The following is a 21,999-nucleotide window of genomic DNA, read 5'->3' on the forward strand; positions in this document are numbered from 1 at the left end:
CTGTCAGTAAAGCCTGGGCAAGGCGTGATGAGAGGCAAACCGCACTTCGAGCATGTCCGCCTGGCTGGTGCAGTTAACGAGAAGTATTCCATTTAGCAAATATTTTCTGCTTCGCCACAGTTATGATTTCCAGGCTGTTATTCGATTCACGCGGATGGCCTATGGCCTGGGTGGATCGATTCGCGCACGCCGCGCCAAGCCCAGCGCAAGTCTTCGGCAGCGAAGAGTAGTCGAATTGTCGGAGCTGGAAATTTTTCGGTGTTTGGACTCATTTACGCAGTTGAAAGCGTAACCTCTGCCGCGTCTGGCGAGGAGGAAGCGATGAGCGCTGCGAGCTATATCGGTCGTGTTGGTGGGTTGGCGGTGGCCCTGGGCGTGGGGACGGCGATCGTCACTGGACAGGGCGTGGCGTACGCGACGCCAGCCTCCGACGACGGAGGCACCAATGTTAGCTCCGAAGGCAACAGCGATGGAGGCGGTGCCACAAATAACACCGCCACGAATACCGCCACGAACACCACGCCGACGACCACGACCCCCGACAAGCGCGGTCCCGGCAAGATCGACATCAAACTTCCCCGCCTCGCCGATATCGTCGGGCGCCATCGCGCCGACGCCACAACGCCGGGCTCTGTCACGGCGACGTCGATCGTCAAACGGTTCTCGGATGCCACCAAGCGGGTGACCGACGCGCTCGAGGATATCGCCGCGGGCGGGTTGAACAATGTCTCAGTGCAATCGACGTCGCGCACGGAAAAGTCTTCGAATTCGCAAGAGCGCGTTGCGGCGAGGTCGGCTCGCACGACGAAAACCACTGAAGCGCCGACGGTTACCGAGACCACGCTTACCGAGACAAACAATCCGGTCGGAAAGACATCTGCGAACCGTCTTGAGTCGGCGCGCAATTGGCTGGCGTCACCGCAAGCGGCGGCTGGGCGCGCTGTCGAGACGATCAACCCGGTGCCACAGCCGACCAAATTGTGGACGCCACCACGGATCCTCGCTCCGTTCGGCACCATGCAGGCAGCACCGGATACGGCGCCGACGACAAGCACGTCGAGTTTGTTGACGGCGGTGCTCGACGTGGTCAGCCCGTTCGCCGGTAATTCGCCGGCATCGCCAGGAGTGGGCTCGCCGCTGTCGTGGGTGCTGGCCGGTGCGGCGCGCCGTGAGATCGGCATCGAATCGTTCACTCCGCAAGCGCTTTTGGCGCCGTCGACGAACTCGCTGACCTATGACCCGACGGTCACGCTGGTGAAGGGCGTGATCACCGGTGACAACAACGGGCCGACGGAGGGCGTGAACTACTTCGTGGTGAGCCAACCGTCCGGTGGTGGAAAGGTTTACGTCGATCCGCAGACCGGCGACTTCAGCTTCCTGCCCGACCTGTCGTCGGTGCAATCCGGCGGCACGGAGACGTTCAGCGTGGTCGTGGCGGAGACGACGCCGTTCACCTCCGCGATCACGGGCATCCCGGTGGTCGGCTCTCTTGCGTCTCAGGTCTTTGTGGTGCTGTATCAGATTCCGGTGGTCAACGTGGTGCTGTCGCCGATCATCGGGCGATCCCAGATCACCTCGGTACCCATCACGGTGAGCCAGTACGTGAAGGAGGGTCAGCCCGTCGCTTTCACTGTGATGGTGGAGTCGTTCGACGGCACGCTGATCAGTACCAACTACTTCCCGGCGACCAGGGTTGCCAGCGGTGATGCAGACGTCGCGCCGACGATTCTCAACGGTCCCGGCCTGGCGACCGCGGGCAACATCGACCCGACGGCGCCGAACACGGTCGACGGCCTGGTACCGGGAATCGACGCGCTGCGCGACGCCGGCTACAACGTCGTCACGTGGGATCCGCGAGGTGAATTCGCCTCCACGGGCAGGCTGGAACTCGATTCGCCCGAGTTCGAGGGTCAGGACGTCAAGGCCATCATCTCGTGGATTACCGACAATCCGCAGTACACACGCCCGGCGATGGAGACTGCCAACGACCCGTGGATCGGCATGGTCGGCGGCTCCTACGGCGGCGGGATCCAATTGGTCACCGCGGCGATCGACGACCGCGTCGACGTGATCGTGCCCGGCATCGCGTGGAACAAGTTGAACGACTCGCTATACCCGCACGAAGCGTTCAAGACGGCGTACTCGTCACTGCTGCTGCTGGGTCTGGTCACCGCTGGTGCCCGCATCAACCCGCAAATCTATGGGGGCATCATCACCGGCGCCGTGCTGGGCATCCTCACACCGGGTCAGCAGCAGCTGCTGGCACGCAGCGGACCGTGGGACCTCGTCGGCGGCATCGACATTCCGACGCTGTTCATCCAAGGCACCGTCGACGTGCTGTTCCCGTTGCAGCAGGCGCTGACCAACGCCGAGACCATCGGGCCGAATGCCGAAGTCAGCATGATCTGGTTCTGCGGCGGCCACGGGTTCTGCCTGACGCTGACCCCGGAGCAGCTCGCCGAGCAGAACGAACTCTTGCTCAACAACACGATCGCGTGGTTGAACAACACGCTTCCCGAGGCCGACGGGAATCCCTACGACGAGGTCGATGTGCCGAAGTTCCAGTTCGTCGACCAGAACGGAACGTGGTACACCGCAGACGTTCTGCCGATCGACAGCGCCTTCTACGCCGGTGGTACACCGATCGTCACCAACGGTTCAGGAGGCCTGCTCCCGATTGTGCCCCTGCTCGGAGGATCCGGACCGCAATCGGCTGTGTCACTTCCCTATTCACTTGGGCTCGGTTCGCAGGCGACGAATGCGATCAACGTTCCGCTCAACGACCCGACCACATCGGGTGTTCAGGTCGTCGGGGCGCCCCAGTTGACGATGACCTATTCCGGGATCGGGACCAGCAGACACGTCTACGCCCAAATCGTCGACAAGAAGACCGGATTGGTGGTCGGCAACATCGTCACTCCGCTTCCAGTCACCCTCGACGGCAGGACCCATACCCAGACGTATCAGATGGAAGACATCGTCTGGACCTACGGTGACACCGTGCCCGACGCAAGCGATCTGGAACTCCAGATCGTCAGCTCGGCCACCCCGTTCCTCAACTTCACCCAATACGGCTTCATCAACGTCTCAAGTGTGAGCGTTTCTCTACCGACACCCGGGCCGAACGTGGTTGAAGAGCTTGCGGACCCGTCCCAGCAGACAGTCACCGTCGCCGCCTAAGGGAGACCTCGTCACGGCGCCCGCAGCACGTCCACCTCGGTGGCGGTCGAGACGCGCTGCGGCGGGAATCCCGCGCGGTCACAGGTCTGTGCGACGGTGCTCGCCGAGTCGGCGGTGAAGACGGCGAACAACACCTCGTCCGTCGGTACAGATAACAGGTTGAGCAGTTGGACCCGTGAACCCTGAGCCGACATCGACACCGCAGAGTCCTTCAGCCGCGCCGCCGTGTCGTCGAGCGGTTCGTCGGTGACCGAGTGGTACCACTCGACGAGATAGCACGGCACCGGCACTGTCATTTCCTGAACGCTAAGCGCCTTGTCAGCGCGAAGAAATCGGGTGTTTCCCTATTCCTCCACGGTGAGGACTCGTCGCGAGGCCCTGCAAAGCCGATCAGAGCGGGCTGTCCGCCACAATGCCATCGGCGAATGGTTGCCAGCGGAACGTCCCAGGCAGCGACGCAAAGTGCATCTTCGAAAACGTCAATATGTGCTGATGCACACTGACTGACAGTTCGTCTATCCAGAAGACGAACTACCGGCGAGTAACGGACGCGTATCGAACAAGATCATAGGTCCTGGATAACCCCTGGAAAATGTAAATCTCATGCTAGTGTGCGATTAGCTGACGATGGTTGTGGGTACAACTGCACGGGTCGGGCGATGTGGAAGGGAGACTTAGCTGATGCTAGTGTTCCACTCCATGCTCTCGCCGAGAACCTCGCATCAGCCCGCCGAGCAGCATGTTGCTGTGCAGGCTGCCGACGCCTCCGTGCCGCTTCGGATCCGCAACTGCAACCGCCTCGGGCGCAGCGCCAATCCGCCCGGATTCTCGTTCTCTGAGTGGCTGAAGGAACGACGCCGTCGCTGAAAGTCCGCCGAAAGTCAATGAAAAGCCGTTGAAAACGGCTGATCACTGCCTTATCTTGCGCACCACCAGTACCAAAAGCAGGGCTCCGATGCCCGCCAGCGACATCGCCACGGCAGGCTTCTTCACGAAGCGGACCAGGCCGGACTTCACGTCGTCGGCAATCCTCTGTGGGTTGGCCCGCTCGGCGAGGGTATCCACCGTCAGGGCCAGCTGGTCGCGCGCCTGATCGATCTCCTGCTTGATGATCTCGGGATCACGATCCGCCACTGTCACCCTCCATCGTCACGTCCAGCCGGCCTGGTGTGCTTCTCGCGGCCGCACGTCGTCGGTGCGTCCGCGTCCGCGTCACCCTACCGAACTACCCTAGATCAGCCGGCGCCACCACCGACGCGCCGGTGCGAGAGAGAGGATCCCTGTGGCACAGACTGCGCGGCTTACGCCCGGCGACAAAGCGCCGGCGTTCAGCCTGCCCGACGCCGACGGCAAGACCGTGAAGTTGTCCGACTACAAGGGCCGCAAGGTCATCGTGTACTTCTACCCCGCCGCGTCGACGCCAGGCTGCACGAAGCAGGCCTGCGACTTCCGCGACAACCTCAGTGAGCTCAACGACGCCGGGCTCGACGTCATCGGCATCTCCCCCGACAAGCCCGAGAAGCTGGCCAAGTTCCGCGACAAGGAGAAGCTGACCTTCCCGTTGCTGTCCGACCCCGACCGCAAGGTCCTGACGGCTTGGGGCGCCTACGGAGACAAGACGATGTACGGCAAGACCGTGCAGGGCGTCATCCGGTCGACTTTCGTCGTCGACGAGGACGGCAAGATCGAGGTCGCGCAGTACAACGTCAAGGCCACCGGACACGTGGCCAAGCTGCGCCGCGACCTGTCGGTCTAGCGCTTCGCGTCGCCGAGGTTCGCCAGCAGCAGCGCCTCCGCCGTCGCGGCGCGCTCGAGCACGCCCAGGTGCAGGCTCTCGTTGATGCTGTGGGCCTGCGTTCCCGGATCCTCGACGCCGGTGACCAGAATCTTGGCCGACGGAAACGCCTCGGCGAACTCGGCGATGAACGGGATGGAGCCGCCCATCCCCATGTCCACCGGCTCGTTGCCCCACGCTTGGCGGAAGGCCGCGCGGGCGGCGTCATAGACCGGCCCGGTGGCGTCGATCGCGTAGGGCTGCCCGATGTCGCCCGGTGCGACGGTGACGTGCGCACCCCACGGCGCGTGCTTCTCGAGGTGACGGGTCAACGCCTCCAGATGGGCGCGGGCGTCGCCGCCGGGAGCCACCCGCATGCTGACCTTGGCCCGCGCCCGCGGGATCAACGTGTTCGACGACTGGGCGATGGGCGTGGTGTCGATGCCGATGACCGTGATCGCCGGCTTGGCCCAAAGTCGTTCCGGCACTGACCCGGAGCCGATCTCGGTGACTCCTTCGAGCATGCCGGACTCTTCACGTACCCGCTCGCGCGGATAGTCAACGTCGGCGGCGGTTGACTCGTGCAGACCCTCGACCGCGACGTTGCCGTCGTCGTCGTGGAGCGACGCCAGCAGACGCACCAACACGCTCAGCGCGTCGGGCACGACCCCGCCCCACAGCCCCGAATGCAGGCCGTGATCGAGCGTGGCCACCTCGACCACACAGTCGGCCAACCCGCGCAGCGACACCGTCAGCGCCGGGATTTCGGTGCTCCAGTTGTCGGAGTCGGCGATCACGATGACGTCGGCGGCGAGCGTGTCCTTGTGGGCGGCCAGCAAGCGTCCCAGCGACGGTGAACCCGACTCCTCCTCCCCTTCGACGAACACCGTCACACCGACCGGCGGCCGACCGTTGTGGGCCAAGAATGCCGCGAGATGCGTTGCGATGCCTGCCTTGTCGTCGGCACTCCCGCGGCCATACAGCCGACCCTCCCGCTCGGTCGGCTCGAACGGCGGCGACAGCCATTGGCTGTGATCGCCTTCGGGTTGCACGTCGTGATGGGCATAGAGCAGCACGGTGGGCGCGCCCGCAGGTGCCGGATGGCGAGCGATGACGGCCGGTGCGCCGCCTTCGCTGACGATCTGTATGTCATCGAAGCCCGCCTGCGACAACAGCTTTGCCACCGCTTCCGCGCTGCGCTGCACTTCCCCGCGACGCGCCGGGTCGGCCCACACCGATGGGATGCGCACCAGATCTTCCAGGTCACGCCGCACCGACGGCAGCACCTCGCGCACCCGCTGCACCAGATCGCTCATGCCGACGAGATTAGTCGTGCCCCCCCTTTTTTCCGGCGAGCGGGCGTGTCTGCGGCCGACACGCCGTACAAAATCGGGAGTTCGCGCACGCTCGCGGGATGCGAGTGCCAGTGCGATCGCGCCATCGTCCGGCATTGTCCTGCGGCAGTGTCGAGCGGCATCGTCGGGGCAGTGTCGGTGACGACAACTCTCGCATGCCAGCCCGCATCCCCGGCATGGGCCGCGAGCGTGCGCAAACGACGGCATTTGCACGGCGTGTCGCCTGCAGACACGCCCGCTCGCGCCAAATGGCACATGCCGAATGGCACATGCCGAATGCCAGATGCCGAATGGAAATAGTAAACAGGTCAGTCGGGGTCGCGGCCGAGGAGTTCGATCATCGACGTCGGCGGGTGCAGCATGTTCTCGGGGAACACCACGGTGATCGCATCCGCGGGGCAGGCCTGCTCGCACAACCCGCAATACCAACACTCGTCGGGGTACTTGATCACCGGCAGCGTCTGCGACCGGGGCTCCTTGTGAATGACATCGCCCGGGCAGACGTAGTCGCAGATCATGCACCGGATGCAGGTGTCGGGGTTGACGTGGATCGGGTTGTGCGGGGTCACGACGTCGCCCTCGGTGTTGGCAGTCAACTCGCAACGCTCCTCGCCCTCGGCGCAGGCCGGTCTTCGATGAGGTAATCGAACTCGATGTCGCCCTGCGGGTCCCGACGCAGCACGATCGCCTTCCGCCATGCCGCGTCGTCCGTTTCGGGGTGGTCGACGCGGCGATGGGCTGCACCCGACCGGCTCTCCGTACGGTGCAGCGCGGCCTCGGTCATGATCTCGGCGGCCAGCCTGATGTTCTTGGATTCGAGCGTGCGCATCAACGCGTGGAAGGAGTCCGCCTTGAGCTTGGGTTCCACCTCGGCCAGCGCCCGCAGCAGCGACAGGCCGCGCCGCATCCCCTTGTCCGTGCGCCGCATCCCCACATAGTCGGTGACGATGTGGCGGATCCGATTCTCGAAATCCTCCCAGTTCTCGCCGGACTCGGTGAGCAACGGCTGCTCCATGCGGGCCACGGCGTCGCCGACCGACGTGCGGTCCATCTCGACGTCGTCAGTGGCGATCAAGCGTTCGACGGCACCGCGACCGGCGATGGCGCCCATCGCCGCTGCGGCCGAGATCCCGCCGCTGACCATCGAGCAGTCGCCGGCGGCGAAGAGCCCGGTGATGTTGGATTCGCCGGACGTGTCGACGACCAGCCCGCTGCCGCGGAAGTACGATCCGCCGCGCCGAATCGACATCTCGGAGAGCCCGATCGGCAGCGGCTGCTTGCGAATGTCGATGCCGCGCTGCCGGAAGTAGCCCGGCAAGGTATAGCGGTCCACGCCCAGCGTGCGGACGAAGTTGTCGAGAGTCTCCTCCGGCAGATGTCGCAGATCGACGTAGAGGGGGTCGTTGCCGGCCAGCACCTCTTCGATGACGGCGTTGACCAAGATCGTCCGGCGCGCCTTCTCGCCGCGGGGGTCGTACTTGAACATGAACCGCTCGCCGTGGCGGTTGATGAAGTACGCGCCTTGGCCCGCATAGGAATTCGTGCCTTGCGTGGAGAAGCCCAGCGGGGTGAGCGTCGCCTCGACGAGCTCCATGTTGACCAGCTCGGCGCCGCGCCGGAAGGCCATCGCATGCCCGTCGCCGGTGTTGTACGGGAAATGCCAACTGTCAAAGGGCATTCCGGAGATGTTTCGGGAGATGCGATTGATGTCCCCCGTCGAGACGACGACCGTCTTCGCGCGGATCAGATAGCGCTCTCCGGTGCGGCAGTTGAAGCCCACAGCACCGGCCACGCGTTCACCCGTCCTGTCCGTGACCAGATCGGTGATCATCGTGCGCGGCAGGAACCGTGCGCCGTGGCCGATCGTGTAGCGGCCGAGGCGGTGCTTGAACTTGCTGCCGTCGAAGTTGAGGTGATACTCGCCAGGCAGACCGAAGGCGCGGGTCCGGAAGTACTTGCCGGTGGTCGGGTCCGTGAAATCGATGCCGATGTCGACGAGCCGCTCGAACACGCGCGGAAGCTCGTGTACGGCGCGTTCGGCCACGGCGAGATCGCTCAGGCCGTCGGTCAGCTTGGGCACGAACGACATCAGGTGCTGGGCGGTGTCCCACTCCTCGCCGGCGTTGAGCGGCGTCATGAACTGGTCGACGCCGCCGGCCACGCTTCCAGCCCGTTCGAGGAATCTCGCCTTGTCGGCGACGAGTACGTCGGCACCGGCATCGCGTGCGTGGATGGCCGCCAAACACCCGGCGACTCCGCCGCCGACGACGAGGACTTCGGCCTGCATCGGGGTCAACTCGGCGTCCGGCCACTCCAAGTGCTTCATTGGGCCTCCGCTCTGCAACAGAAAATGCAAACGTATGCATGAATAGTAAGTGCTCGGTTAAGTGGATGTCAACGCATCGGCGTGCAAACGAATGGATATAAGAGGTCACCTGATCAGCCGGGTCGACGCCCGCACCTGCAGTGACGTCGGCAGAAGCACCCGCGACGGTGGGGCATCCGGGTTGTCGAGCAGATTCAGCATCAGTCGTGCCGTCTCCCTGCCGATGTCGTACTTCGGCACATGGATGCTCGTCAGTGGTGGATTAAACTCATCGCACCAGCGGGATCCGTTGTATCCCACCACCGATACGTCTTTGGGCACCTCAAGGCCTTTCGCCCGCAGCGCGCGGTAACACCCGAGCGCGATCATGTCGCTCGGCGCGATGATCGCCGTGAAGTCGACATCGCGGGCCAGTAGTTCTGCCGTGGCCTCGGCGCCGTAATCCTTGGTGAACCACGGCGCGAACACGATCAACTCTTTATCGACGGTCTGGCCGAGCGTCTGCATCCACGCCAGGAAGTGTTGGTAGCGGTTGAATCCCGTCGAAGCCTCGAGGGCCGCGCCGACGAAAGCAATCCGCCGGTGCCCCTGCTCGACGAGGTGCTTGACGGAAAGGCCGATGCCCTGGTGATCGTCGGCCGCCACCATCGACATCGACGCATCGTCGACCGTACGGTTGACGAGCACAACCGGCACACCCGACTTCGAGAGCACATCCACGAGCGGATAGTCGCGGCGTGCTGTCGCCAGCACGAGTCCATCGACACGCCTCTGCATGAACACGTCGATGAGGTGCTTCTCGCGGCCCAGATCTTGATCCGTATTGCCCAAGATCATCACGTAGCCGCGATCGCGGAGGCCGTCCTCGATGCCGCGGACGATCGGCGGGAACAGCGGGTTCCCGAGATCCGGCACCAGCATGCCGATCGTCATCGACTTCTGGTCTTTGAGCCCGCGCGCGAAGGGGTTGGCGCGATACCCGAGAGCATCCGCGGCGGCCAGCACCCGCTTGAGCGTCTCGGGTTTGACCATCCGTTGGGTCTCCGGGCGCAGGGCCCTCGACACCGTCGAAATATCAAGTCCCGCAGCGCTTGCAACCTCGCGGATCGTCGGCGCGCGCGGTCGATCAGAGCCGGCCATGACGCTGCCTCCCTTCCCGGCGAGAGTTGGCCCCTGGCCGGGAGTCTAGGCCGTCGTCGCGGCGGAGCCTGCGGACACCGGGACCGAGGAGTCTACGGGCATTCTCGTCGACGATCCTGTCAAGCCCGGCCGAGCCCACATCGCCGGCGTTTCGGATGAATTCGACCGGCGCGGGATCGCCCATCTCGAACGGATAGTCGCTGCCCAGCACGATCTGACTGCCGCCGACGGCCGCGACCAGATGCGTCAGGGCCGCCGACGAATGCACCACCGTGTCGAAATACATGGTGCGCAGCCATTCGCTGGGCGGTGTCGTCAGGTTCGCGGCGGCGCCGCGTACGTCGTTGCGGTATGCGTGATCCCACCGGCCGACCTGATATGGCGCAAAACCGCCGCCGTGCACGAAACACAACCGCAGCCGACGATGACGCTCGACCACTCCCCCGAACATCAAATGTCCGATCGCTATTGTCGTCTCAGCCGGATTGCCCACCAGGTTGCCGAGGAAGTGCCGTTCGACCGCGCGGCCAGCCAGCGAGTGCAGCGGGTGCACCAGTAGGAAGCAGTCAAGGTCTTCGGCCATGCTCCACAACGGCGCGAAGGCCGGGTCGTCTAGATCGCGACCTGCGGGGCGCGTCGCGATCTCGGCCCCGACCATGCCCAGTTCTGCCACGCAGTAGCGGAGCTCCTCCGCTGCGGCGTGCGGGTCGCGCATCGGAAGATTGGCCAGTGCCAGGAACCGGTCGGGATGCTCGGCGACGAGCGCGGCCAGCGCCTCGTTGAACACCCGTGCAAACGTTGGGGCGATGTCGGCCGGGAACTCGCATGCCGACACCCCCATCCAGGTCGACAGAAGCTGGACGTCGACTCCCGCTCTGTCCATTGACTCGAGCCGCTTCTCGACGTCGTCGATCCCGGCGGGCAGGGCCTTGGGAGCGCGTGATCCGATGGCGAACCAGCATTTGTCACCGCGCCAGGAAGCGGTAGCCCCCAGCGATTTGCCGTCGCGCAGATCGAGTAGCAGGGCGCGCGGAACGCAATGCGCGTGCACGTCGAATGTGGTCACGATCTGCGCTCCCGGGCTAGCGATACGCATGAACATAAACCTTGTGGTTGACCAATACAAACGTTTGGATGTAGTTTCTCGACAAGCCTGAAGGAGGCAGCGCGTGAGCGGACCCTTGGTGGCAATCCTGGGCACCCGGTATCGGGACTTCGCGATCGAAGAGCGCGCGCTCGGCCCACTCGGTGCCACGATCGTGAGCGGTCCCGGAGGCACGCCCGAGGACATCGTCGACGTCGCCAAGACGGCGGATGTCGTACTCGCGGGCTCTCGGCCGCGCTTCGACGAAGCCGTGTTGGCGTCGCTCAATTGCACGGGAATCGTGCGCTACGGCGTGGGAACCGACTCCATCGACTTGGATGCCGCGCGCCGTTTGGGGATCGCGGTGGCACGCGTATCGGATTACGGCACCGAGGCGGTCGCCTTTCACACCGTTGCTGCCGCCGCAGCGTTGCTGCGGCGCATTCCCGACGCCGACCGCAGCATCCGCACCGGTAGCTGGGGCTTCGCCGACCTGCGCCCGCTACACCTTCCGAGCCATCTGACCGCCGGAGTCATCGGCTACGGCCGCATTGGCCGACAGGCCGCCGAATATCTTGTAGCATTGGGTTTTTCAGTCTGCGCGCATGACGAGTACGTCGAGATTCCGGCGGGCTCCGGTGTACAGGCGATGGGGCTCGACGACCTGCTCGCGGCCAGCGATGTCGTGTTGCTCCACGCTCCCGGCAACAAGGACGGCACACCGCTGCTTGATCGCAACCGGCTCGCGGCGATGCGGCCGGGCAGCGTGCTCGTCAATACGGCACGGGGTTCCCTCATCGACCTCGACGCGCTCGTCGACGGTCTGCGCGCGGGTCGCCCCGCGCGTGCCGCTCTCGATGTGTTCCCCACCGAGCCGCTCGACTTTGCGGTGTTCCAGGGCGTCGAGGATCGCGTCCTACTTACTCCTCACATGGCTTGGTACACAGAGGAATCGGAGGCAGACATGCGGCAGAAGGCCGCCGAGGAGGCGGTCCGGCTGTTGCGCGGGGAACCGTTGCGGGATCCCGTCGTCTCGCCTCAAGAACGGAAGGCACTGCGGTGAGTAATGATCTCGCGCGGATGACGAGCCGTGAGGCGGCAGCAGCCCTCGAGACGTCGAAAACGGTTGTGCTGCCGATCGGAAGCATCGAACAACACGGTCCTCATCTGCCGAACGGCACCGACATCATGGCCGCAGAGCTCATCGCCGAGGAGGTCGCGGCGCGGCTGGACGCCGTGTATACGCCGTTCTGCCCGTACGGCGTGACGCCGATCCACGCCGGCCATCCGGGGACCGTGACGTTGCGCCGCGAGACGTTCGAGGCGCTCCTGACCGACGTGTGCACGGAGCTGATCAAGGCAGGCGCCGAGACGGTCATCATGGTCAACTGGCACGAGGGAAACATCCCGTCGATGAATGCGGTGGCGACCGATCTTCAAGACCGTTACGGCGTCACATTCATTGCCGCACAAGCGTGTTACACCGCCGCCCGGTTGTACCGCGACGAGGGCGGCGAATTGACTCACGGCGGCGGAATCGAAACCCTTGCCGTCCTGGCATACGACGAGACCTTGGCGAAGACGGAACTGGTCGGCGAACCGACCCGTCCTCCCGGCGCCTTCGAGATGGACGAGATGCGGCGATCACCCGAGGTGTACGGGTTCATCACCGACGTCACCGAGTTGGCGGACGACGGCTGGTACGGCAACCCGCACTGGGCGACCGTCGACCGATCCAAGGACTTCACGCACGTGGTCGCGAGCGGTGTGCTCGCCGGTATCGAAGTCGTGATGAAGGCGCGTCGCATCCGCGCGAACAACCAACAGAAGGAGAGCCCATGACCGACAAAGTGCGACTCGCCCCCGTTGGCCTCGGAAGGTGGGCCCGCGTCCTCGCCCGCGGCGCGCAGCGTGGCGATACGGTGGAGCTCTACAGCTGCTTCAGCCGAGATGCGGCCAAGCGCGAGGCGTTTCAGCGCGAGTTCGGAATCGAGCGTGGTGCCGCCACCTACGAGGAATTGCTCGCCGACCCCATGATCGAAGGCGTCATCATCACCACCCCGAACGACACCCACAAAGACGTCATCATTCAGGCGCTCGAAGCAGGCAAGGCCGTCTACACCGACAAGCCGATCGCGCACACGCTCGAGGACGCCAATCGCATTGCGGCCGCGGTGCGTGACACGGGCGCCGTTTTCGCTGTCGGCCACAGCTCGCGTCGGCTGTCGGGCCATCGCGAGATGAAGCGGTGGATCACCGACGGCAGGCTGGGCGAGGTGTCGCTGGCCGAGGCGAACTTCTCCAACGAGCGCGGGCTTGAGCTCACTCCGCAGACCTGGCGCTACTACGCCGACAAGAGCCCGGGCGGCGCCTTCATCCAGCTCGGGGTGCACCACGCCGACACTTTGCAGTATCTGCTCGGCCCGGTGAAGAGCGTCACCGCGCACGCCCGCAAGCTCTACACGAAGTCCGAGGTTCCCGACGCGATCATGGCGATCCTCGAGTTCGAAAGCGGCGCGCTCGGCTACATCGGCACCGGATGGGCATCGCCGGGTGTGTACCGAATGAATCTGCTTGGGACCAAAGCGAATCTGATGTATGACCTGGACTTCACGCACTGGGACGAATCACATCTGGCCGATGACTGGTCGACACTGGAGTCACAGTACTACGGTGAGTCCGAGCGCCAGTCGGTCGACCTGCCGCGAACGGACATGTTCCGCGAACAGCTCGAGGAGTTCGGTCTGGCGGCTCGCGGTCAGGCGACCGTGGAGGTCGGAGCCGACGAAGCCGTTCGGGCATTGGCCGTCGTGAGGGCGGCGATCGAGTCGTCGAAACGCAATGGCGAAGCCGTTCCGCTGCAAGAGGTCATCGACAACGCGCAGGTGAGCCCCGCGGTGTCCTAGAACCTGACGGCTCGACGAAAGGCGCTAATGCCGGTAATTCCCGCCGACACACTGCACTTCCTCGACCTGCCGGGGCGGCTGTCCGCCGATCCCGTGCCCGACGGGTACGGGATGGGCTACAGCGTGCGGGTCGTACGGGTGCCTCCTGGCCCACGCAATCCGCATCGGCATCCCGCGACTGACGAGGTGACCTACATCGCGGAAGGCCGTGGGGTCGCCTGGGAGGACGACAAGGGCACAGAGGTCAAAGTTGGTGATCTGCTTGTCATTCCACGCGGCATCCCGCACGCCACGGTCGCGCACGGCGACACCGACCTCGTGCTGGTGTGCTTCTTCCCGGCGGGGGACCTGGCGTCGAACCTCGAGGAGTTGCCCGGTCCACTGCGCCGGTGAGTAGCGCCGTCAGACGGGATCGGCCATCGTCGTCGTCAGATCTCCCAAACCGGCGATGGACACCACGACGACGTCGCCGCCGCGCAGATACCGTGGCGGGCTCTGCGCCATTCCAACTCCCGGCGGCGTGCCCGTCGCGATGCAGTCGCCGGGCTCCAGCGTGATCGTCTGCGAGATGACGCTGATGAGTTCGGCTACGCCGAAGATCATTTCGCGGGTGTTGGAGTTCTGCACCACCTCGCCGTTGACCGTGCACGCGATGTCGATCTGCTGCGGGTCCGGCACTTCGTCGGCGGTGACGAGCGCCGGGCCCATCGGCAGGAACCCGTCGATGGCCTTGCCGCGTGTCCATTGGCCGCCGCTGCGCTGCAGATCGCGTGCCGACAGATCGTTGAGACACACGTATCCGGCCACGTGCGCAAGCGCACGATCGACCGGGACCGCGCGCGCCACCCGACCGATCACCACCCCGAGTTCGGCTTCCCAGTCCACCTCACTCGTCACGGCGGGAATCGGCACGGTCGCGCCGTCTCCGACAACGGAATTCGCGAACTTGGCAAACAGGATCGGCTCGGCCGGAATCGGCTTCCCGGTTTCGGCCGCATGATCGCGATAGTTCAGCCCGACGCAGATGATCTTCCCTGGCCTGGGAACCGGGGCCGTCAGATCGACGTCGTCGAGGCCGCATGGCGCGCCGTCGTGCGGCTTCTCCTCGCCCGAGAGATAGGCGAGGATATCCCGCCCCATCGGCACGAACTTGTCGTCCTCGACACGTCCGAAGCCATCACTATGCGACACCAGGTGCATGGCGTCCTTTCGGTTCTTTGAGGGCGCTGGCGACTATCCGGTGATGTTGCCGGGATCCGGCTTGAGACCGAGCTTTTCCTGGGCGGCCGTCAGGCAGCTGAAGTCGGCGTGTTCCTTCCAGTCGAACCCTTCTGGCACATTGCCGTTGTCGATCATGTCCTGATTCCACTGCTCGAAGGACTCCAACGACGAACCGCCGTCGAGCGCGAGCTGGTTGCTCATCTCTTGGGTCCATTCGTCGATCTCGGCCTGGCTCGGATCGAGTCCCCTGGCGCGAACGATCTCGAGTACCGCATCCCGATTGGCCGTGTGGTCAGGGCCCTCCGAGACGTATTGGAGCGCTTCGACGCGGCCCTCGATGTAGGCACAGACCTCGTCCTTATGATTTTCCAGGGTCTCTTCGCGGACAACCCACGTCTCCTGCGGCACTTCTTGGTATTTCTTCTCGATCATCTGGCCGCCGTTCTCGACGAGCGGGGCCTCGTGGCGAGGCTGCAGCACCGCGACGTCGATCTGACCGGCGAGCAGCGCGGTCAGCCGGTCATCGGAGCCGCCCGGAATCGATACGAAATCCATGGATTTGGGATCGACACCACGCTCTTCGAGCAGCTTCTCGGCCACCTTCACGTTGCGGTCGCCGATCGGACCGCCGCTGATCTTGAGGCCGGCGAGGTTGTTCGGGTCCACTCCCTCGCGCACCCCGAGCCACCAGGCCTCCGTGTCCTTGATGACACCGACGATTTTCAGCGGGACGCTGCCCTGTGCCATGGCGGCCCAGACGGCGTCGCTCTCGCCCTGCGCGATCCAAACGTCGCCGCCGGTCAATGCGGCCATGTACTCATCCGATGCGGTCACGTCGGCGGGTTCGGTGAATCCCAGTTCCGGCCAGTACTTCTCGTCGGCCACCATCCATGTCATCTGGTTCATGAAGTCGTCGTTGTCGTAGGACATCTTGACTTGCGTGAACTTCTCCTCACCCCCGCCGCCCTGGTCCGAGCTTCCGCAGCTCGTCAACGCGAGGCTCGCCACCGCGAGCGCCGACAACGCGCGCACTCCGTGTAGTTTCACTGATAAAACCTCCATGCCTTGAGTGTTCGAAGATGGACAACACAGGCTCGGGAGATCAACCCGTGCCTCAATTTCAGCCGGCTCAGTCCGGCTGCTTACGCCATTCCATGACCCTTCTTTCCAAGTACTGGGTGCTGCTGACCATGGCGACACAGAACAGAAGGAAGACGAGCAACATCGCGTACACCTGTGCGCTGTTGAAGGTCTTCTGGGCGAGCGTGATGATGTAGCCGATGCCGTTGGTGCCGGTGAACAGCTCACCGATGAACAGACCCAGCAGGCCTCGTGCGACACCCATCCGTATGCCCGTGGCGATGAACGGAACGGTGGACGGCATGACCACCGACTTGAACAACTGAAAGCGGCTGGCGCCGAACGATCGCGCCGCCCTCAGCAATGAGTTGTCGACCGTCTTGACACCTTCCATGACCACCACGAGGGTCGCCGGCACGGCCGACAAGACAATGATCGTGACGCGAGCCGTGTCGTTGATACCCACCCACAGCAGGATCAGCGGCATCAAGACAATGCGCGGCATCGTGTACAGCGCCCACACATACGTGCTCAATGCCCGGTCCAGCCAGGGGATCCCGCCGATGACCAGGCCGGCAGGAACCGCCATCGCGATGGAGATCACCATGCCGATCACGTAGACCGAAAGGCTGATCCCGAGGTTGTTCCACAGGATGCCTTCGCGGCTCATCTCGATCAGCTCACCGAACACGTCGGTGAAGCGCGGAAGAAACATCGACGGGATGCCGCTGTAGGTGGCGACGAGTTGCCAAATCACCAGGAACGTGGCGAGGTTCAGCAGGCCGAACACGATGCGTTGACGGCGAGTGAAGACCCGACGCGTCCGGCGGCGAGGCAGCGACCGACGGAATACGCCTGGCACAAGTGTGCGCCGCGGCAGCGCCACCGACGTCGTCATAGGACGACCTCCTCGCGCCAACGGCTCGCGAGCACTTCGAGATAGCGCGACGCCGACACCAACGCCAGGGCGATCGCAATCAGCAGGAAGATGAACGCGAATCCGCGAGCGGTGTCGAAGGTCCGCAGCGAGTCCCGAACCTCACCGCCGATGCACCCGCGAGTTCCGATGAGCAGTTCGACGGAAATCAAGCCGACAAAGCCTCTGGAGATTGCGTTGCGCACACCGCTCGCGATGAACGGCAATGTGCACGGCGCAATCACCTTGTAGAACACGGAGAGTCGGCCGCCGCCGAACGATCGCGCTGCTCGTACCAGGCCGGCGTCGACTGTCTGCACGCCGTCCTTGCAGCTGAGGCATAGCGGCACCGACGCGGACAGGACAACCATCAGGATGCGGGTCGTCTCGCTGAGCCCGGTCATCAGGATGAGCAACGGCGCGAACGCGACATTCGGAAGCGCGAAGAAGGCCCATAGGTGAGGCGACGTGATGAGATCGGCGACGGGTGACATGCCGATCGCGAGGCCGATCGGGATGGCCAACAACGCGAATGCCATGCCGATGGCGAGCGGTCCTGCGCTGCCGGCGATCGCCTCAGACACCGATCCGTCCTTGACGGCCTCGACGAAGGAATCCCACACCGCGCTCGGCCCGGGAAGGACGACGGGCGACGGGCTGAAGATCACGATGGCCAATTGCCAGATCGCAATCAGGGCAACCAGACTGACGAATCCGGGGAAACGCTTCTTGACCTGCTTCGCCAACCAGGACTGTTGGTTCTTGTTCGACGCTGTCGCTGCGCGGTTCGCAACCATGGTCGCCATGCTCAGCCTGCTTCGGGTCCGGGTTGGGTGAGCTGGTCCCAGATGTGCTCACGCATCTCTTGGAATTCCGCCAGTTTGCGGCTTTCCCGGCCACGTGGTCGCGGGATGCCCACCGTGATGATTTCGCGGATCCGGCCCGGACGGCTGGTCACGATGGCGATCCGGTCAGCCAACGTGATCGCCTCGTCGACGCTGTGGGTGATGAACAGGATGGCTTGGCCGGTCTCGGCGACGATTCGCGCCAGTTCGTCCTGCATGAGCTCGCGGGTCATCGCGTCCACGGCCGCGAACGGCTCGTCCATCAACAACAGCCGCGGCTCGGTGACCAAGGCTCGGGCCAGGCCGACGCGCTGTCGCATGCCTCCAGAAAGCTCTCGTGGATAGGCCTTTTCGAAGCCCGCAAGGCCGACCATCTTGATGTAGCGGGCGACCTTCTCCTTTGTTTCAGAGTTGACTCGTCCTTGAAGCTCAAGTCCGAAGCGGACGTTCGCCTCCGTGGTTCGCCACGGCATCAGCGCATAGTCCTGGAAGACCACCGCCCGATCGGTGTCGGGACCCGTGACGGGCTTGCCCATCACGCTGACTTCCCCGGCGACCGGAAACGTCAGGCCCGCGACCACATTGAGGAATGTGCTCTTGCCGCATCCGCTCGGACCGACGATCGCGACGAACTCGCCTTCGGCGATGTCGAGGCTGAAGTCTTCGAGCGCGATCAACGTGTCTTTCTCGCGCAGGCGGTCGTAGCTGACGGTGACGTTACGAGCTTCGACCGCGAGCCGGCGCTTGGTCAGCACCTCCGCTTCGGGGGATTTCACTTCGTGCTGCCCTTCGTCGAGGGTGGGATGTGATGGGGGTCTCATTGCAAACGTTTGGCCCTATCACACGGCCTGGCGACGCGACTGTCAAGAAAAAAACTCCGCATGATCGCAGCGGAGTGTCGTAACGAGAGCTGTGTATGAGAATGCGAGCGGGAAGTGTTGTCGCCGTGGCCTGACAGGGTAAACCGAGATCGCTGCAGGCCCATCGCTGGCGGCCTCCACGCGGACGTACTGGAGCACCATGGCGGTCTTGGCGCGCCAGGTCTTCGTTGACCTCGATCCACGCTTCCTACCTGTCTCCCCCGAAGTTGACTGCAAACGTTGGATTAAGCGCTGTTCGGTTTGGTGGCGGTGCTGCGTTGGGTCGGTTGGGTCGGCGCTTGGTCGACGCTGGGTTGGCGCCCGTCAGGCGCTCCGATAGAGCTTCGTCAGGGTGAATTCCCGATGGCCGAGGGACTCGGCGGCCGTCAGCCGCCCGTTGATCGTCCGCTCGATGATGTCCATTAGAACTTCCCCGGCCTCTTCGACCGATTGGCCGTCGGTGAGCATCGCCGAGCAGTCGACGTCGATGTGGTCGGGCATCGTTCTGGCGGTCTTCGGGTTGGCCGTGATCTTGACGACCGGCTGGACCGGGTTGCCGATCACATTGCCCTGTCCCGTCGGGAAGAGGTTGACGACTCCGCCTCCGGCCGCCATCAAGGTCACACACTCGGCGGCCGCCGACGAGGTGTCCATGAAATGCAGACCCGGCGTGGTGGGCGCTTCAGCCGGCGCGAGAGCACCGACGATCGGCGCCGTTCCGGTTTTGACGATGTTGCCCAGCGCCTTCTCCTCGATCGTCGACAACCCGCCGGCGATGTTGCCCTGCGTGGGTTGGGAGCCCAGCAGATTGGCACCCGTCGCTTCGATCATGTCGATGTAGCCGTCGTAGAACGACTGGAACCGGGCGCGCACTTCGTCGTTGATGCATCGTTCGGCGATGAGGTGCTCGCCGCCGGTGAGCTCGCTGGTCTCGCCGAAGATCATCGTGCCGCCCTCGGCGACCCACTTGTCGCTGACGTAGGCCGTGATCCTGCACGAGCCGAGGCCCGTCGTGGTGTCGGATTCGCCGTCCTTGGTCGTCAGCAGGATCTCGGACCGCTCGACCGGCTCGCGGACGATCTCGCTTGCGTCCTGCATGAACTGCTGGGTGACCCGGCCCGCCTGTTCGATGATCTTCAGGTCGCCGTGGCCCTCGATTGAGAAGCCCTCGACTGGCTTGCCGGTTTTGGCGATCCCTTCCACCACCCGCGCTGTCCAGTTCGGTTCGATCCCGATCACGACCACCGCCGCGGCGTTGGGGTTCGAGCCGATGCCGATCAGGGTTCGGAAGGTCAAGTCGAGGTCGTCGCCGAACTGCAGCCGCCCGAATGCGTGTGGCAGTGCGAGGGAGCCGGGAATGACGGACGCGATCGCTTCGGCGGCGGCATTCGACAGGTCGTCCACCGGAAGAACCACGACATGATTTCGCGTGCCGACCGATCCGTTCGGTCGGCGATATCCGGTCAGGCGACGCTGTTTTGCCACCGTGCACTCCTCACATTGTGGATATGGACGTAGTCGCCGGCTTTGATGTCGGCACTGGCGATGGCGATCCGGACGCCGTACTCGATGACGTCCTCGCCGGCGGCGATGTCGCGCAACGCGACTTTGTGGCCGAGCGGGATCTCGGCGTTGGACTCGACGTCGAGTGGCTGCGAGCCGTCGAGGAACACCACGTGACCGGTCCCTTTGGGTGCGTCCATGACTGCCACTGCGACGTGATCACCGCCGCGATGCGCAAGAAAAGTTGGTTTGGTCGCCATCGGCGAAGTACTCCATCTGGTTAGTGGTCTGACCTCTGCTTGCGGGACTCTATTACCGGCTGGGATTGTTGTCAATGACACAATTTGTCACGAGATGGCCTGAAATTGGCTGTGCATAACGCTTTTGGCGAAACCTGTGGATACACTCATGACCGAAGGTTGCGGCGGAAGTCGGTCGAGCTAGTGCGCAGAGGTCTGTCCACTTACCGATCTGGCCATCGCGTAGGCTTAGCCGCATGGGCACGCACGGGTGGGGAGTCGGATGAGCCCGGAGGAGACGCTCAAGGCGTGGAAGCCGCTTGGGCAGGGCACCCTCAACGGGCGCATCCGCTCAGAGATCCTGCGCGTGATGCAGGAGAACGGGCTCTCCCCTGGCGACCGACTTCCTTCAGAGCGGGAGTTGGCCGCGACGTTGAAGGTCAGCAGGCCGTCGGTGCGCGAAGCGGTTCGGTCGTTGCAGGCCGAGGGCCGGCTCGTCGTCAAGCACGGCCAGGGGGTGTTCGTCGCCGAGGCCTCCGCGCAGCGAGCGTTCCGCGAATCGATGGCGCAACTCGATGCGAGCCTCTCCGAGCTGTTCGCGATGCGGGAGGTGCTGGAAGTGCCTGCGGCCAGGTGGGCGGCGCAGCGGCAGGACACAGCCGGGCTGGCCGCCGTCAAGCAGGCGTTCATCGACCTCGACACGGCGGTTCATGAACAGCCGCGCGACTACGTCAAGCTTCAACACCTCGACGCGACGTTCCATCTGCGGATCGTGCAGGCGACGGGCAATCGACTGCTGGAGCAGACCCAAGGGGTTCTCAACGATCTGCTGATGACCGGTCTTCAGACGACCCTCGACATCGAAGGGCGACTCGAGAAATCACGCCTTGAGCATCACGCGATTCTGACCGCGCTGCTCGAAGGGGATTCGACCGCCGCGGCGCGCGCCGCGCAGACGCACGTGCGGAACGTGCGCAAAGCCGCCAACCGTCGGCTCGCCGAGGCGGCGGCGCGGTTGGACGCCCCCTAGGCAGGCCACGGCCTAGCCACGTCTCAGCGCGCGTCCCCGCCGCTGCGAGCGTGCGCAAACGACGGTTTCTTCACGGCGTGTCGCCTGCAGACACGCCCGCTCACGGGGAGAAGAGAAGAACTCGCGGGGACCCTCGCCGGGGGCTAGCGCTCTTCGAGGACCGCGACGGCCGCGGCGGTGTCCCCCTCGTGCGTGAGCGACAGGTGGATCGTCACCTTCTCGAGGTGCTCGGCGATCGCGCCGGTCAGGCGTACCCGCGGGCGGCCCCACATGTCGGTGATGACCTCGATGTCGCGGTGGATGCCCTCGGGCAGCACCGGCCGCTTGGAGAAGCGCGATCCCGACCACGCCTTGATGACGGCCTCCTTGGCCGCCCAGCGCGCCGCCAAGTGCCGCGCCGCCGACGAACTCTTGTCCGCGGCGTCGCGGCGCTCACCCGGTGTGAACGTCTCGGCGAACACAGTTCCCGGCCGATCGACCTGCTCTGCGAACTCCGGAATTGAGACCAGATCGATGCCCACGCCGACGATGCTCACGCTG

At 64.5% G+C, this 21,999-nt stretch carries 22 protein-coding genes; 7 read left to right on the plus strand and 15 right to left on the minus strand.

Annotated features, from left to right (window positions below; genetic code table 11):
* Positions 1-321: 321 nt before the first annotated feature.
* Positions 322-3,180 carry a CocE/NonD family hydrolase gene (locus tag CQY20_RS02375; protein WP_097938060.1) on the plus strand — a complete coding sequence of 953 codons (2,859 nt, stop codon included), beginning with the start codon at positions 322-324 and terminating at the stop codon, positions 3,178-3,180.
* Between the two features lie 11 nt (positions 3,181-3,191).
* On the opposite strand, the gene CQY20_RS02380 is transcribed toward CQY20_RS02375, so the two are convergent.
* Together CQY20_RS02380 and CQY20_RS02385 are read right to left on the minus strand one after the other, a co-directional pair.
* Positions 3,192-3,476, minus strand: coding sequence for a hypothetical protein (locus CQY20_RS02380; RefSeq protein WP_097938061.1), 285 nt, complete (start codon positions 3,474-3,476; stop codon positions 3,192-3,194).
* 613 nt (positions 3,477-4,089) lie between these two features.
* A complete protein-coding gene (locus CQY20_RS02385) occupies positions 4,090-4,314 on the minus strand; it encodes a DUF3618 domain-containing protein (protein WP_097938062.1) in 225 nt (74 codons plus the stop codon).
* Positions 4,315-4,462: 148 nt separating this feature from the next.
* Between CQY20_RS02385 and bcp the strand changes: the two genes are divergently transcribed.
* Positions 4,463-4,936 (plus strand): thioredoxin-dependent thiol peroxidase, encoded by a 474-nt coding sequence (bcp, locus tag CQY20_RS02390; RefSeq protein WP_097938063.1) that lies wholly within the window; start codon positions 4,463-4,465, stop codon positions 4,934-4,936.
* On the opposite strand, the gene CQY20_RS02395 is transcribed toward bcp, so the two are convergent.
* The 5 genes from CQY20_RS02395 to CQY20_RS02415 all read right to left on the minus strand — a co-directional run bounded on the left by CQY20_RS02395 (position 4,933) and on the right by CQY20_RS02415 (position 10,871).
* Entirely contained in the window at positions 4,933-6,270 is a 1,338-nt protein-coding gene (locus CQY20_RS02395; protein WP_097938064.1) for a dipeptidase, read from the minus strand. The genes bcp and CQY20_RS02395 overlap by 4 nt on opposite strands.
* A gap of 347 nt (positions 6,271-6,617) precedes the next feature.
* Positions 6,618-6,905 (minus strand): 4Fe-4S dicluster domain-containing protein, encoded by a 288-nt coding sequence (locus CQY20_RS02400; RefSeq protein ID WP_163700659.1) that lies wholly within the window; start codon positions 6,903-6,905, stop codon positions 6,618-6,620.
* Positions 6,902-8,635: an FAD-dependent oxidoreductase gene (locus CQY20_RS02405; protein ID WP_097938066.1), complete on the minus strand. Its 1,734-nt coding sequence runs from the start codon at positions 8,633-8,635 to the stop codon at positions 6,902-6,904. The genes CQY20_RS02400 and CQY20_RS02405 overlap by 4 nt, the downstream gene beginning before the upstream one ends.
* 105 nt (positions 8,636-8,740) lie before the next feature.
* On the minus strand, positions 8,741-9,775 hold the full coding sequence (locus tag CQY20_RS02410; protein ID WP_097938067.1) for a LacI family DNA-binding transcriptional regulator: 1,035 nt from the start codon (positions 9,773-9,775) through the stop codon (positions 8,741-8,743).
* Complete coding sequence (locus CQY20_RS02415) at positions 9,762-10,871, minus strand: amidohydrolase family protein (RefSeq protein ID WP_163700662.1); 1,110 nt, start codon at positions 10,869-10,871, stop codon at positions 9,762-9,764. The genes CQY20_RS02410 and CQY20_RS02415 overlap by 14 nt, the downstream gene beginning before the upstream one ends.
* Before the next feature lie 73 nt (positions 10,872-10,944).
* Between CQY20_RS02415 and CQY20_RS02420 the strand changes: the two genes are divergently transcribed.
* Genes CQY20_RS02420 through CQY20_RS02435 form a run of 4 tightly spaced genes read left to right on the plus strand, consistent with a single transcriptional unit; the run spans position 10,945 to position 14,158 of the window.
* Positions 10,945-11,922, plus strand: coding sequence for a C-terminal binding protein (locus CQY20_RS02420; RefSeq protein WP_097938068.1), 978 nt, complete (start codon positions 10,945-10,947; stop codon positions 11,920-11,922).
* Positions 11,919-12,701: a creatininase family protein gene (locus CQY20_RS02425; RefSeq protein ID WP_097938069.1), complete on the plus strand. Its 783-nt coding sequence runs from the start codon at positions 11,919-11,921 to the stop codon at positions 12,699-12,701. The genes CQY20_RS02420 and CQY20_RS02425 overlap by 4 nt, the downstream gene beginning before the upstream one ends.
* The gene (locus tag CQY20_RS02430) at positions 12,698-13,765 is read left to right on the plus strand and encodes a Gfo/Idh/MocA family protein (RefSeq protein ID WP_097938070.1); all 1,068 of its coding nucleotides are present in this window, start codon (positions 12,698-12,700) and stop codon (positions 13,763-13,765) included. Before CQY20_RS02425 ends, CQY20_RS02430 begins: the two co-directional genes overlap by 4 nt.
* A gap of 27 nt (positions 13,766-13,792) precedes the next feature.
* Positions 13,793-14,158 carry a cupin domain-containing protein gene (locus CQY20_RS02435; RefSeq protein WP_097938071.1) on the plus strand — a complete coding sequence of 122 codons (366 nt, stop codon included), beginning with the start codon at positions 13,793-13,795 and terminating at the stop codon, positions 14,156-14,158.
* 9 nt (positions 14,159-14,167) lie between these two features.
* Here CQY20_RS02435 and CQY20_RS02440 read toward each other — a convergent pair whose 3' ends face one another.
* The 7 genes from CQY20_RS02440 to CQY20_RS02470 all read right to left on the minus strand — a co-directional run bounded on the left by CQY20_RS02440 (position 14,168) and on the right by CQY20_RS02470 (position 20,390).
* Positions 14,168-14,956 carry a fumarylacetoacetate hydrolase family protein gene (locus CQY20_RS02440; protein WP_207767239.1) on the minus strand — a complete coding sequence of 263 codons (789 nt, stop codon included), beginning with the start codon at positions 14,954-14,956 and terminating at the stop codon, positions 14,168-14,170.
* Between the two features lie 42 nt (positions 14,957-14,998).
* A complete protein-coding gene (locus CQY20_RS02445) occupies positions 14,999-16,033 on the minus strand; it encodes an ABC transporter substrate-binding protein (protein ID WP_163700665.1) in 1,035 nt (344 codons plus the stop codon).
* Between the two features lie 82 nt (positions 16,034-16,115).
* A complete protein-coding gene (locus CQY20_RS02450) occupies positions 16,116-16,964 on the minus strand; it encodes an ABC transporter permease (RefSeq protein ID WP_097938074.1) in 849 nt (282 codons plus the stop codon).
* Positions 16,961-17,788 carry an ABC transporter permease gene (locus CQY20_RS02455; RefSeq protein WP_097938075.1) on the minus strand — a complete coding sequence of 276 codons (828 nt, stop codon included), beginning with the start codon at positions 17,786-17,788 and terminating at the stop codon, positions 16,961-16,963. Before CQY20_RS02455 ends, CQY20_RS02450 begins: the two co-directional genes overlap by 4 nt.
* Positions 17,789-17,790: 2 nt before the next feature.
* Complete coding sequence (locus CQY20_RS02460; RefSeq protein WP_097938076.1) at positions 17,791-18,648, minus strand: ABC transporter ATP-binding protein; 858 nt, start codon at positions 18,646-18,648, stop codon at positions 17,791-17,793.
* A 363-nt stretch (positions 18,649-19,011) separates the two neighbouring features.
* Positions 19,012-20,172 (minus strand): UxaA family hydrolase, encoded by a 1,161-nt coding sequence (locus tag CQY20_RS02465; protein ID WP_097938077.1) that lies wholly within the window; start codon positions 20,170-20,172, stop codon positions 19,012-19,014.
* Positions 20,151-20,390 carry a UxaA family hydrolase gene (locus CQY20_RS02470; RefSeq protein WP_234816066.1) on the minus strand — a complete coding sequence of 80 codons (240 nt, stop codon included), beginning with the start codon at positions 20,388-20,390 and terminating at the stop codon, positions 20,151-20,153. The genes CQY20_RS02465 and CQY20_RS02470 overlap by 22 nt, the downstream gene beginning before the upstream one ends.
* A gap of 322 nt (positions 20,391-20,712) precedes the next feature.
* Here CQY20_RS02470 and CQY20_RS02475 point away from each other — a divergent pair, with 322 nt between their 5' ends.
* Complete coding sequence (locus CQY20_RS02475; protein WP_097938079.1) at positions 20,713-21,459, plus strand: FadR/GntR family transcriptional regulator; 747 nt, start codon at positions 20,713-20,715, stop codon at positions 21,457-21,459.
* A 143-nt stretch (positions 21,460-21,602) separates the two neighbouring features.
* On the opposite strand, the gene acpS is transcribed toward CQY20_RS02475, so the two are convergent.
* Entirely contained in the window at positions 21,603-21,995 is a 393-nt protein-coding gene (acpS, locus tag CQY20_RS02480; RefSeq protein WP_097938080.1) for a holo-ACP synthase AcpS, read from the minus strand.
* Between the last annotated feature and the right edge of the window lie 4 nt (positions 21,996-21,999).

Origin of the sequence: Mycolicibacterium agri (assembly GCF_002553505.1) — a bacterium.
Lineage (GTDB): Bacteria > Actinomycetota > Actinomycetes > Mycobacteriales > Mycobacteriaceae > Mycobacterium > Mycobacterium agri.